This is a genomic window from Salimicrobium album (assembly GCF_900107115.1).
Classification (GTDB): Bacteria; Bacillota; Bacilli; order Bacillales; family Halobacillaceae; genus Salimicrobium; species Salimicrobium album.
In genome coordinates, this window is the sequence record NZ_FNOS01000006.1 from 80,231 (window position 1) to 92,981 (window position 12,751).

12 protein-coding genes and 1 riboswitch are annotated in these 12,751 nt (G+C 47.3%); of the genes, 3 read left to right on the top strand and 9 right to left on the bottom strand.

Annotated features, from left to right (window positions below):
- Positions 1-240 precede the first annotated feature (240 nt).
- Positions 241-2,343 (bottom strand): MMPL family transporter, encoded by a 2,103-nt coding sequence (locus BLU03_RS11650; RefSeq protein ID WP_093107933.1) that lies wholly within the window; start codon positions 2,341-2,343, stop codon positions 241-243.
- A gap of 121 nt (positions 2,344-2,464) precedes the next feature.
- Here BLU03_RS11650 and BLU03_RS11655 point away from each other — a divergent pair, with 121 nt between their 5' ends.
- On the top strand, positions 2,465-3,085 hold the full coding sequence (locus BLU03_RS11655) for a uracil-DNA glycosylase (RefSeq protein WP_093107935.1): 621 nt from the start codon (positions 2,465-2,467) through the stop codon (positions 3,083-3,085).
- Positions 3,086-3,203: 118 nt separating this feature from the next.
- Here the strand turns inward: BLU03_RS11655 and BLU03_RS11660 are convergent, their stop codons facing one another.
- From BLU03_RS11660 to BLU03_RS11675, 4 genes are all read right to left on the bottom strand, one after another.
- Positions 3,204-4,583, bottom strand: coding sequence for an ammonium transporter (locus tag BLU03_RS11660; protein ID WP_093107937.1), 1,380 nt, complete (start codon positions 4,581-4,583; stop codon positions 3,204-3,206).
- 30 nt (positions 4,584-4,613) lie between these two features.
- Positions 4,614-4,955 (bottom strand): P-II family nitrogen regulator, encoded by a 342-nt coding sequence (locus BLU03_RS11665; RefSeq protein ID WP_093107939.1) that lies wholly within the window; start codon positions 4,953-4,955, stop codon positions 4,614-4,616.
- 217 nt (positions 4,956-5,172) lie between these two features.
- The gene (locus tag BLU03_RS11670; protein WP_093107941.1) at positions 5,173-6,207 is read right to left on the bottom strand and encodes a ribonucleotide-diphosphate reductase subunit beta; all 1,035 of its coding nucleotides are present in this window, start codon (positions 6,205-6,207) and stop codon (positions 5,173-5,175) included.
- A 617-nt stretch (positions 6,208-6,824) separates the two neighbouring features.
- Entirely contained in the window at positions 6,825-9,011 is a 2,187-nt protein-coding gene (locus BLU03_RS11675) for a ribonucleoside-diphosphate reductase subunit alpha (RefSeq protein ID WP_093107943.1), read from the bottom strand.
- Positions 9,012-9,142: 131 nt separating this feature from the next.
- Positions 9,143-9,319: riboswitch (cobalamin riboswitch) on the bottom strand.
- 80 nt (positions 9,320-9,399) lie between these two features.
- On the opposite strand from BLU03_RS11675, the gene BLU03_RS11680 reads away from it, so the two are divergent.
- Positions 9,400-10,089, top strand: coding sequence for a class I SAM-dependent methyltransferase (locus BLU03_RS11680; protein WP_093107945.1), 690 nt, complete (start codon positions 9,400-9,402; stop codon positions 10,087-10,089).
- Here BLU03_RS11680 and BLU03_RS11685 read toward each other — a convergent pair.
- The 3 genes from BLU03_RS11685 to BLU03_RS11690 all read right to left on the bottom strand — a co-directional run bounded on the left by BLU03_RS11685 (position 10,034) and on the right by BLU03_RS11690 (position 11,613).
- Positions 10,034-10,936 (bottom strand): DMT family transporter, encoded by a 903-nt coding sequence (locus BLU03_RS11685; protein WP_076571882.1) that lies wholly within the window; start codon positions 10,934-10,936, stop codon positions 10,034-10,036. The two genes, BLU03_RS11680 and BLU03_RS11685, sit on opposite strands and share 56 nt — an antisense overlap.
- Positions 10,937-11,087: 151 nt before the next feature.
- Positions 11,088-11,213 carry a hypothetical protein gene (locus tag BLU03_RS13845; protein ID WP_008590996.1) on the bottom strand — a complete coding sequence of 42 codons (126 nt, stop codon included), beginning with the start codon at positions 11,211-11,213 and terminating at the stop codon, positions 11,088-11,090.
- Between the two features lie 25 nt (positions 11,214-11,238).
- Positions 11,239-11,613, bottom strand: a complete 375-nt coding sequence (locus BLU03_RS11690; RefSeq protein WP_008590997.1) for a carbonic anhydrase — start codon at positions 11,611-11,613, stop codon at positions 11,239-11,241.
- Positions 11,614-11,771: 158 nt separating this feature from the next.
- On the opposite strand from BLU03_RS11690, the gene BLU03_RS11695 reads away from it, so the two are divergent.
- A complete protein-coding gene (locus BLU03_RS11695; protein WP_008590999.1) occupies positions 11,772-12,197 on the top strand; it encodes a pyridoxamine 5'-phosphate oxidase family protein in 426 nt (141 codons plus the stop codon).
- 43 nt (positions 12,198-12,240) lie between these two features.
- Here the strand turns inward: BLU03_RS11695 and BLU03_RS11700 are convergent, their stop codons facing one another.
- Positions 12,241-12,747, bottom strand: a complete 507-nt coding sequence (locus BLU03_RS11700; RefSeq protein WP_093107947.1) for a GNAT family N-acetyltransferase — start codon at positions 12,745-12,747, stop codon at positions 12,241-12,243.
- Between the last annotated feature and the right edge of the window lie 4 nt (positions 12,748-12,751).

Genomic DNA, 12,751 nt, shown 5'->3' on the forward strand with positions numbered 1-12,751 from the left:
TTTCCTTCCCATCGGAGAACAAATTACGCTCCGAAAGTAACGGAAACCTGGTTTTCCTGCCCGAGGAGGGAAGGGAGGGGCAGTGAAAGTCACGATTTCAGAGTAATCCTTCCTTTCGTAAAGCCTCTACTCGTGTGAAGGGAAGGATTCCTGTATAAGGACGCCATTTTCTCCAAAATAAAGGACGGATCCCGGACTGCCTGTCGGAAACACTACAGCCTGAAATCCATCCTCTATAATCTATTTCTTCCTGCCGAACGGGAACCACCAGTTCCAATGTCCGAACAGTTTCATAAGGCTCGGTACAAGCAGCAGGCGGATAATCGTAGCGTCGATGAAGATAGCTATGGCTATCCCGATTCCTATCTGCTTGACGGGAACTACACCCGTGAATGCAAAAGCTCCTGTAATCACAATCATGATCAGGGCAGCGGACGTTATGATTTTACTCGTGTTCGCCACGCCTTCCACGGTCGAGTAGTGATTGTCTTTCGTTTCCAGATAAAATTCTCTCATTCTGGAGATGAGGAATACTTCATAGTCCATACTTAGACCGAATACAAGGCTAAAGACGATGACCGGTAGAATCAGAGCAATGTCCGATTCGTTCAAACCGAAATGACCTCCCTGGAAGAGCCACACGAGAATCCCGAACGTGGAAGCAAGTCCCAGGATATTCATGAGAATCGCCTTGATCGGAATTAAAATAGACCGGAAGGCAAACATCAGTATAAAGAAAGTGGAAACGATAATAATAGTCAGTACGAGCGGCAGTTTATCGAATATTTCATCGTAAATTTCCTGGTTGAAAGCGGGAGTTCCACCGATACGTGCATCTTTTTCATCTTTCCACTCTCTGACAAGGCTTTGGGCTTCTTCTGAATTGTCGGCTACGGAAAGATTCACCGGAAGGAGAAGCTTGTCACCGGCGATGAATTGTTCAATAGCCGGTTCAAGAGCACTTTTCGTCTGCGGGTTCTGCAGGGCCGCATATAACTCCTCCGACGATCCGACGTCGGCCGCCGAATACAGAGAGTCTACGCTGTCCACGATACCGGGATCCGAATAAGTATCGATCTTCTCATTCATCTCTTCGAGTCCGTCTTTACTGAGCCAGTCTCTGTCTTCGTTGACGACTACCTGAATCGTACTGTCGGAGTCGCTGAGGAAAGTATCTTCGATCGTTTCGTAAGCACTTCTCGAATCGTAGCTTTCAGGCAGCGCGTCAATCGTCGGGATAGAAACGCTCATGTTTGAGATCGGAATAACGCCGATAAGCAGCACGATGAGAGATAAAAGTGCAGTCATTACCGGACGTTTCATAATACGTTTAGCGAATGCTCTCCAGCGCGGCACAGTGTCTTTCTCCGCAGGCAGGACACGCAACTTGTTGATTCTCGGTCCAAGCAGTCTCAGGAGCCCGGGAAGAAGTGTGAGTGACGTGAATACGGCGAGAGTGATGACTATAGTTCCTCCGAGTGCTATATTCAGAAAGATATCTACATTAATGATACTCATGGCACCGAGTCCGATAAATACACAGACTGCAGAGAAGATGATGGAGCGGCCGGCTGTACGGATCGTCGTCACGATCGCATCATCGATGGGCTGCCGGGCCAGTTCTTCCCTGTAACGGTTAATGAACAGAAGGGCAAAGTCGATACTTAGCGCAAGGCCGATCATAGGAGCGATGTTCAGTATGAACACGGACAAAGAAATGTTTTCCCCGGCAAGCGCCAGAAGTCCAAATCCGGAAACGACTGTCACTCCTCCGATAATCAGCGGAAGCACTGAAGCGGTCAACGTTCCGAAAGCTACGAGAAGAATCAGTAAAGCGAAAGGCAGGCCGATCAGTTCGGCGTTTTTTAAATCCGTCTGGCTGGCTTTATTGATGTCTTCCGATATGACCGGTTCACCGGTCAGCGTCACTCCGGATGTATCTTCCGTAATAGAGCGGATTTCGGAAATTTCTTCGGTGAGTTCCGTGCTTTCTTCATTAAAATTGATGGCTGCGTAAGCAGTGTCTTCCTTATACATATCCTCCACATCGAGGGGCGACTGGATGGAGGAGGCTATATCCAGCTCCTTTATGCTGGTAAGCGTATCTTCTATTTTTCCATCGTCCGCCTGTTCAAATAACACGAGGATAGTTGATTCGGGACGATCAAAATCATCTGTAAGTATTTCCTGAACTTCTTCATATTCTCCGTCTGTGCGGAAACCGTCTCCTTCAAGAAGCGACGGGAGGTCCAGGGCGAAATATCCAAGTACAGCGAAAGCTATCAGCCACAGGGACAGCAATAAGGCCCGAAGCTTCACGATACCATGTGCTAATTTTTTCATAAAAGTTGCTCCTTTTTTCTTAGACTCCTTTCCTTATTGTACTCATCCGAAGGGGAGAAATAAAACATAAAGAGTTATCAGCAGAAGAAATCGGGTAAAGACGGGAGAAGAGGTGATAGTTATGGATTTACCTGAAGAAGTGATAGAGAGGGCAAAACGGAATATCGAGCCTTTTGATACGGAAGGATTCGTGCTTGGCAAAGGCCCGGTCCCGGCAGAAATCATGATGGTGGGGGAAGCTCCGGGAGAAAACGAAGTGTATGATGGGGAGCCTTTTACCGGGAGAGCCGGGAAAGAACTGGATAAACAGTTATCCTACCTCGGATGGACGAGGGATGATGTCTACATTACAAGTGCAGTAAGAAGCAGACCCTACAAGTGGGAAAAACGGTCGAACTCCGAAGAAAAACGGAAAGCGAACCGGAAACCGAACAAAAAAGAAGTGAAAGCTCATGCGGAACTTCTTGATGTACAGATAGATACAGCCGATCCGAAAGTGATCCTTCTGCTTGGAGGAGTCGCTTATCAGAGACTTGTGGACGAAAAAGGGAAAATTTCCGAAGTGATTGGAGAAAGACTGGAGACACCGATTTTGAAGTACGACCGGGAACAGGATACGTATGTTCCTTCTGACGAGAAGTATATCGTCGTTCCTTTATATCATCCGGCGGCCGTGTTTTATAACCCGGGTATACGGGACTCCATTTATGATTCCCTGGATCGTTTGAGAAGCTATTTGTAACTCTAAACTCCCCCGGGTTTTATGAAGTAAAATCGCCGGGGGAGTTATTACATATAATAGATTATTAACCTAGGTTTCGTTCTTAAGAAAGACAGCTCTTTTAAATTAAAATTTCACATTAGTGGACCGTCTTTTTCTCTGCACGATCAATACTGTTCAAACGGTTTAGTAGACCGACTCCAAAATCACCATCCACGGTTTGTGAGGTGTTTTCATTAAAGATGCTACTTGAACTTTCATAAGCGGAAGCACCATGTTCGTAAAAGTCGAGACCAGCGATTTCTTCACGTTGCGATACACGGATGCCAATAGTCTGTTTGATTATAAAGACTCCGATAGACGTTGCAGCCATCGTCCAGACAGCTACAGCTACTATCCCTGCGGTCTGGATAAATAACAATTCGCCTCCTCCTCCGTAGAAAAGGCCTCCATTTGTAGCAAACAACCCAACTGCAAGCGTCCCCCATGCTCCACATATTCCGTGCACTGCGATTGCTCCGACAGGGTCGTCGATTTTAAATACACGATCAAACAATTGCACTGTTTCTATCAGGATGGTGCCGGCGATGAATCCAGTGACAATCGCTCCTGTCGCTGAAAGGTCAGCAGCTCCTGCAGTGATACCTACCAGACCAGCCAGTGCGCCGTTCAAAGTAAGTGAAGCATCGATTTTTTTGAATTTAATCTGAGAATACATTGCTGAAGCGATAACCCCGGCAGAGGCAGACAAAAGAGTGGCCGCTATGACCGATGGTACAAGGGAAGGATCAGCTGCTAATGTACTTCCTCCGTTGAAACCGAACCAGCCAAACCAAAGTATGAAAACACCCAGCGCTCCAAGCGGGATATTGTGCCCCTGAATAACATTGATGCGATTTCCGGAATATTTACCGAGTCGTGGGCCGAGAAACATAACAGTCGCCAGTGCCCCTATGGCACCTGTCATGTGAACAACGGTAGAACCGGCGAAGTCTACAAAACCAAGTTCTGAAAGCCATCCGCCACCCCACACCCAATGTCCAACAATTGGGTAGATAAGTCCAGTCATCAGCAGGGTGAGTAACAGGTAGGCACTGAGCTTCATACGCTCGGCCACAGCTCCGGATATGATAGTGGCACAAGTTGCAGCGAACACTGCCTGGAATATGAAGAACCCGACCTGATCTTCGTGGCCGCTAAGAAGGAAGCCATCCAGTCCTATAAGTCCTCCTCCAGAGTTTCCGAACATAATCCCATATCCCACAAGAAAGTAAAGAATAGAAGCGATTGATATCGTCATAAAGTTCTTCATTAGAATGTTGAGAGCATTTTTAGAACGAGTGAATCCTGATTCTACCATAGCAAAACCGGCGTGCATGAAAAACACAAGAAATGCTGCCATCATGACCCAGACCATATCTATGGAAGCGACAACAGTTTCTGGAGAGATGGTCTGAGCACTGGAAATCACCGGGAATTCTAATGTCAATAACAATAATAAAGGAATAATTTTTTTCATAAGTCTAGTCACCTTTCCTTGATATAGTTTTCAGATCAGGGCAGCTTTGCCTTTTTCGGCAGTTCTGATACGATATACTTCCTCGATCGCAGAAACAAAAATCTTACCGTCTCCTGTTTCGTTTGTCGTGCAGGTATCCATGATTATTTTCACGATGGAATCGACTTCGTGCCCAGCGACTACCATCTCCACCTTCACTTTCGGATACAATTTAATTTCATATCTTGTTCCCCGAAAGATTCCTTCTTTCCCTTTTTGTTGACCACAACCTGCGACTTCCGAAACTGTCAAACCTTTTACACCTGCCTGGTCCAACTGATGCCGCAAGGGCTGAAATGCTTCGGGTCGAATAATCGCTTCGATCTTTTTCATTGGAAAATCCTCCTTTGATGTTAACTTACTTAACATACTTAGTAAGTTTTAAAATACTATACACAAAAAATTCAGAAAAATCAACTTAACTATGTAAGGAAAGCTGACATGAATTTAAAAAAAGAATGTTTGTAAGGGCTCTCATTGTTGCAGGGGTAAGGTTTATAAAATTTAATATTTTTTCAAAAAAATAAGAGACAGGCATAGAAGCCTATCTCTATAAATCATCAAATCCATTATCTTCTGAAACTTTTGTGTACTGCCTTGATTTCTGTTCGAAGAAATCCGATTTCCCTTCATCGACGTTTTGGTAAGCACGTATCCAGCGCATCGGGTTTTTCCGGTGTTCCGGAAACGGCCGGTCGGCTCCCATCTGCTGGGCCCTCGTGTTGGCTGTAAAGCGGATGTAGCTGTCAAGATCCATCATCGGAATACCCGGAAAGTCCTCGCCTATAATATGGTGAGCCCATTCAATTTCAAGTTCAGCCGCCTGCCGGAAGGTTTCTGTCGTGAATTGACGAAATTCCTCGTTATTCAGCTGCGTCTGTTCTTTGAGGGTTTCGTTGAAGATACGTGAGAAAAGGTGGACGTGGATCTGTTCATCCCTGTTGATGTAGTTGATCATCGTAGAAGTGGAAACCATCTTCTGGTTGCGGGCCAGATTATAGAAAAAGGCAAACCCGGCATAGAAGAACAGTCCCTCCAAAACAACGTCATAGACGCAGGATTTCAGAAAATTCTCCGGTGAAGGGTCATCGATAAAATCCTGATACCCGTCCGTGATGAACTGGTTCCGTTTCTGCAAAATCGGATCGTGTTTCCAGTAATCGAAAATCTCCTCCTGTTCCGCTGAAGGAACGAGAGTGGAGAGGATATAAGAGTAAGACTGGTTGTGTACGACTTCTTGAAAAGAAAGTACCTGCATCAGTGCCGCAAGACTCGAGTCCGTAAGGTAGTCCGCGATTTTCCCCGAGTAGTCCGTCTGGATAGAGTCGAGAAAAGCGAGAAGGCCGATAATTTTTTTGAAAGACTGCTGTTCGCGGTCGGAAAGTTCCGGCCACTGCTTCAAATCATTACTCATATTGATTTCGTCCGGAATCCAGAAATTTTGGAGCATATTTTTATACATAGGATAAGCCCAGGCAAATCTGGTATCGTCCCAATTAAGAACGTTAGATGTTTTTCCGTTTATAATACCGGTGGAACGGTTCGGGGCCTCGTAATCGACGAGTTTCCTTTTTTCTATAGTCATAAGTATAGACTCCTTTCAAAGTTCAAAATAATAAAGCTAAGCGGAAGGCTAAGGGAATGGGGGGATCCCCCTGAGCCTCCCGCTTAGCCCGGAACCCCGGAACAGGTGGTTCCGCTTTTATTTTATCCAGCTGCAACTTCCAGAAGCTCCCGCCATAAGCCGTAATCTTATTTTCGGGGAAGGTCGCCCAAAAAGTAAGCTTCCGGCTTACGTCAGCGCTTCTACCGGGAAGTTTCCGCTTTTATGGTATCCAGCTACACCACCCAGGAGTCCGCTGTCTAAGCAGTAGCTTCTTTTTCAGGGAAACCCCCTGAAAAATGAATCTCCCACTTAGCCCGGAACTCCTGAACGGGTGGTTCCGCTTTTGTTTTTCCAGCTTCAACTTCCAGAAGCTCCCGCCATAAGCCGTAATCTTATTTTCGGGGAAGGCCACACCCGAAAAGTAAGCTTCCGACTTATGTCAGCGCTTCTACCCGGAAGTTTCCGCTTTTGTTTTATCCAGCTACGCCATTCAAAAGCCCATAAGATAAGTGGTCCCTCCTCGTTCGGAACAGTTCATCCGAACCCCGGAGTGCCCGCTTATCTTAGAGCTTCTAAGCGAATGGCTCCGCTTTTGTTTATGAAGAGCAGCTTTCGCATTCGTCATAGGTGCTGCCGGAGGTGGAGCGTGTGTAATACGTCGTTTTCAATCCTTGAGCCCAGGCGTCAAGGTGAAGGTTCAGTAAATCTTTGGCGTGGATGTCATTTTGTACGTACAGGTTAAATGATATGGACTGATCGATATACCTCTGTCTCCGGGCATTCTGAGCAATGCTCGTATGCTGGTCGATATCGTGGGCTGATTTATAGTACCAGTAGTTTTCCGGGTTCAGATCCGGTGCTGTAACAGGGATCTTAAAGTCTTTTTTCTCCTCCGAATAGAATTTTTTGAATATCGGATCGATACTGGCAGAGCTTCCTGCGATGAGAGAAGTACTCGAATTCGGAGCAACTGCCATAAGATAGCCGTTTCTCAGTCCGTTCCTGTTCACCCTGGAAGCAAGTGTTTCCCACTCGTCTGAGGTGAGCCCGCGTTTTTCGAAAAAGGCACCTGTTTCCCAGTCGGACCCTTCGAACAGAGGATAACTTCCTTTTTCCCCGGCGAGCTCAGCACTCGCCCCGATAGTCAGATAGGCGATTTTTTCGTAAAGGTCATCGGCGTACTGGACGGCTTCCCCCGACTCCCAGGCGATTTTATTCTGTGCCAATAGATGAGCCCATCCGAACGTACCAAGGCCGATGCCGCGGTAGCGCTTGTTTGTCCGTTCCGCTTCGAGCACGGGGATGTGATTCTCTTCGATAACGTTATCGAGCATCCGCACCTGGATCGGAACGAGTCTTTCAAGAGCATTCGCCGGTACGGCTTTGCCGAGGTTGATGCTCGAAAGGTTGCAGACGACAAAGTCTCCAGGGTTGTGCACGGTAATGATTTGTCCGTTTTCCGTGTACTGGGCAGTCTGAGTCGTGGCACTCTGGTTCTGGGTTATTTCCGTACACAGGTTACTGCAGTAAATCATGCCTGCGTGGTTATTCGGGTTCTTCCTGTTCACTTCATCCCGGTAAAACATATACGGCGTGCCGGTTTCGAGCTGTCCGATCATGACGCGCTTCATAATGTCAATGGCCGGCACCTTCTCTTTGGACAATTCCGGCTCACGCACGCAGGCTTCGTACCGGTCGCGGAACGTCCCTTCCCCTTTTTGTTCATCGAAAGAGTCTTCCAGAGAGAAGCCCATCTTCGTTCTCACTTCGTGAGGGTCGAACAAATACCAGTCCTGTCTGTCCCGGACGGCTTCCATGAAAAGATCAGGCACGGAAATTCCGGTGAACAGATCGTGGGTTCTCTGACGTTCGTCTCCATTATTCAGGCGACTGTCGAGAAACGAGAAGATATCTTTATGCCAGACGTCCAAATAGACGGCGACGGCCCCCTGTCTCTGGCCAAGCTGGTCAACACTTACCGCCGTATTGTTCAGCTGCTTCATCCACGGGAGGATACCGGAGGAGACCCCTTTAAAACCTCGTATATCACTGCCCCGTGAACGTATTTTACCGAGATAGACGCCAATGCCTCCGCCATGCTTACTTAAATTCGCGATGGACGTGTTGCTGTCGTAAATCGACTGCAGACTGTCGTCTACCGTTTCGATAAAGCAGGAACTGAGCTGGCCGTGAGATTTCCCTGCGTTTGCCAGAGTTGGGGTGGCGACAGTCATATAAAGATTACTGAGCGCCCAGTAGGCCTCTTTGATGTAATGGAGGCGTGAGGAGGAATTCTCCCCGGCCATAAGATTCATCGCAATGATCAGCCATCTTTCCTGAGGGAGTTCCATCGTCTGTCCATCTTTCATTTTTGCAAGGTAGCGGTCATCCAGAGTCTTCAGACCGATGTAAGTAAATTGAAGGTCTTTATTGCGGTCGAGAAGAGATTCAAGCTCCTCCGCTTCTTCTTTGGTATAATGGGTAAGCAGGGAATGATCGTAAATTCCTTCCTGGACGAGCGCTTCCATCAGCCCGTAAAGGTCGGTATACGGACTCTCCGTCCGCCGGTTTTTCTTCGCTTCGGTGTACATCGTCTCCAGATGTGCCCGGGCGGCGACATAGGTCCATTCCGGTTCGGTTTCGTCCATCTCCGCGAGTGTTTCCAGAACGACGGAAGTGCCGTCTGTGATTTTCGGGTAGACTTTTGAAAAATCGAGATGAGGGAACGTGCTCTGAAGCTGTTCGAGCCAATATTTCCAGTCCGCTGTTACGGTTGCTGACATAAGTAAGTCCTCCTTCAAGTACCTTTATAAAAAATAAAAAATCCGCCCCCGGGACAGGAGCGGATGAAACCATGATACGGGTATATGTACGCATCATCGTTTCATCTTCTCCAACCCCGAAAAAGGTGAAACTTTCCGATGAAAAACAGACAGGTTTCCTGGCTCGTACCCGATCTTACTCCAGCCCTTCCCGTAGTAATCTACAGTGGAGATGCTGTTTCGCGGATACTTACAGTTGCGGGGGCAGCTCCGGTTTCTTACCGGATTCCCTATTAAGCTCTGTGAGCATCTGTTTTTCAATCTATATATTGTGTTTTTTAAAATATAATTACTATATATTGATTCTATCATACATAAGATTAAATGAAATAACAAGGAGGAAAAAATAATGATCGATAAAAGATGGCATGAGAAAGCGGAAGAGAAGTGGGATAATTTTTCCGGAAACTGGGGTCAGAGAAGTGAAAAAATGTGGAAAGAAGGAAGCAGAAAAACGGTTCTTCCATTTATGCAGTCCTTCGTATCTGAAGGATCTACGGTTCTTGATATCGGATGCGGCGATGGAGAGGGGAGCGAGATGCTGAGACACTCGGGGTATGAGGTGACCGGTGTCGATATTTCGTCGAAAATGATTGAAATGGCAAAAGAGCGTTGGAGCGGTATCCACTTCCAGCAGGCCGACCTTGCCAAACTCCCTTTTGAAGATGGGGCATTCGACAGCGTAATGGCCATTAACTGCCTGGAATGGGTCGCGTCACCGCTGCACGGATTAAAGGAAATCCAGCGTGTCGTAAAGCCTGGAGGGGTAATGGTTGCCGGTATTCTTGGTCCTGCTGCCGGCCCTAGAAGTAACAGTTATCCGAGACTTGAAGGGGAAGACGTTGTGTGCAATACGATGATGCCCTGGGAATTCGAACGTTTGGCCGGCACTCACGGGTGGACGGTTGAGGGGATGTCTTCCGTACCTAAAGAAGGAGCTCCGGAGAATCTCTCCACGCCGATGCTGGAACAGGCAGTATCCTTCATGACGCTTTTCGCTTTGAAAAAGACGAGCGGGGCCGTTTCTGAACAAGGATGACCGCTGTTACTACAAGAATGAAACCGGTCAGTTGCCACAAGGTCAGAATTTCGCGGAATACGAAAAAACTGAGGAGCGTGGCCGCCACCGGTTCGATGGTGGCTATAATCGAAGCCCGGCTCGACTCGATTTTCTCGAGCCCTTTTGTGTACAGCAGGAAGGCAAGAGTGGTGGAGAAAAGGCCGATACCGCCGATATTCAACCAGACAGCCGGGAGAGTGAAAGTGCTTTTGATATCGCCAAGTCCGGCAAATGGGAGAATGGCTATGCTTGCGAATACGAAGGTATACACCGTCACTGTTACGGAAGAATACTTCCGCAGGGCGTAAGTTGCAAAAATGCTGTAGAGCGCATAAAAGAATCCGGACCCGAGCCCTGCCAGGACTCCGTACAGAGAGAGATCGAAGCCGGAGAACGGGATTAGTCCGACGACGAGTGAGCAGCCGATGAGCGTGATGGCGAGTGCGAGAATTTTGTTCCCGGTAAACAGTTCTCCGAACAGGAACCGGGAAAATATCGTAACGAAGGCGGGGGCGGTGTACAACAGGGTAACAGCGACAGCTATGGAAGTTTCCTCCATAGCTATAAATAGACAAAGATTGAAGAACACGATACTGATAATACCTGTACCGATAAAATAGTGGCTGTCTTTCCAGTTAATCCGCAGGTCTTTCTTCCCGTTAAAATATGTATAAATGAGCAGCAGCAGAGCGGCACTGCTTACCCGGACGGCCACCACCTGGACAGGCGTGAAGCCGTAGTCGTACAGAAATGTGACGAACAGACCGATAATCCCCCACAGAGCAGCCCCGGCTGCGATGGAGATCATAGACATGTTTCTGCTCATGGTAACCGCCTCCCGCGCTAATAAATAATAGTTCTTTCCATCTTACCAGTTCGTTACAGTTATGAGAATAAGGATTCGGAAAACCGCCGGTCACTTAAAAGAACCTCTGATGAATTGCTCATCGGAGGTTCTTGAAACAGAGGACGGTATTTTATTTGTCTTCTCCGCACGTAAAGCAGTACAGCTGTTTATCTTCCGTAACGATGCCGTCCAGGAATCCGTCCTTACAATAAACTTCTTTTCCGCAGGAAGCGCAGTAGCCGACGAATTCTTCCACAATACCCCTCCTTTTTGGATAAGAGTTACTCAGTTACGACTTCCACTTCCCAGTTTTCGTTAACATAAAGGCCGACGACTTCGGCTCCGAGGTCCCACGTTTCAATCAGTTCCACGGCGCGTTTTATTTCTTTTTCCTTCTGAGAGCGGTCCGCCGGATTCCCGGCGCAGTCGTGATGCCCCGCGATTGTGATTGTTCCTGATCCATGTTTCTCTGTAGAAACGAGAACTTTTTTCTTAATCTCTTCAAGCTGACCGGCACTGCCTTCGAGCAGGACCTTGTTGGGACCGGCTTCCGTAATCATATCGATGTATTCCACCCCGTATGTATCTTTCATCCAGTTGATGACCGGAAGCTGGACTCTGCCGTCCATACAGTTAATTGAAGTAGCAAATGACATTGATAATTCCTCCTTGTTTATAACGTTTACCCGATTGCCATTTAATTATAGCGAATTTTTTGACGAAAAAAAACTCCCGCGAATTTCCAAAGTTTAGAAAGAAAGGAGAAAGGTAATAGTGGGTAAAGAATTCAAAGCAGTCGAAAGGGGAATGTAATATGAACCAGGAAGAATTGAAACAGCATATCAGTAGTATTATGAAGGATAATAATGTAGGTACGCTGGCCACTGTTAAAAATAATAAGCCTCATACCCGTTATATGACGTTTCAGCACGACGAGAATCTGACGTTATTCACTCCGACGGACAGAGAGACGTACAAAGCGGAAGAAATCGACGAGAACCCGTTCGTCCACATCCTTCTCGGATATGAAGGGGAAGGCTACGGAGACGGATTCCTTGAAATCCAGGGTCAGGCCAACATTCGTGATGACCAGGACATCAAGGACCGCGTGTGGAACGACCATATGAAACATTGGCTCGGCGGAAAAGAAGATCCCGACTACATCGTACTTGAGATTTTTCCTGAAACGATCCGCCTCATGAATGAAAGTGATGAAACTCCACAACAGCTGGATATGTAAAGAAAATGCGTGCGGCGACTTTGTCGTCGCGCTTTTTTGATTTTTATTGCACCAGTTTTTCGTAGGCCAGCCGTTTGCTGCCTTCTGTTAAATAAATGACTCCGCAGTAGGTATAGCCGTGGCTCAGAAGCAGTTGCTGCATCGGTACGTTCTGTTCGTGCGTATCCACTTTCACGCTCGGAATAGAACTGTTACGGGCCATCTTTTCTGTCTCTTTTAACAGAAGGGAGGCAAGGCCCTGTTTTTTCATGTCGCCCTTCACTGCAAGCCGGTGTATGACGAGATAATCTTCCCGGCTCATCCATTCCCCCTCGTAAATGGTACGGTAAGTCATTTCCTCACGGGGGGAGATGACCGTACTCGCTATAATCTTTCCGGATTCAGTGAGTACGTAACTTTCCCCGCGCCTGATGTCTTCCGATATAGTTGTTTCATCGGGATAACCGTTCGTCCACTGGCTGATGTTCCGTTCCCGGAACTGCTGCTGGGCTTCCTGTATAATAGGCATGATTTCCGCCACATCTTCTGCGGCAGCTTTTCTGAATTCCATAGTC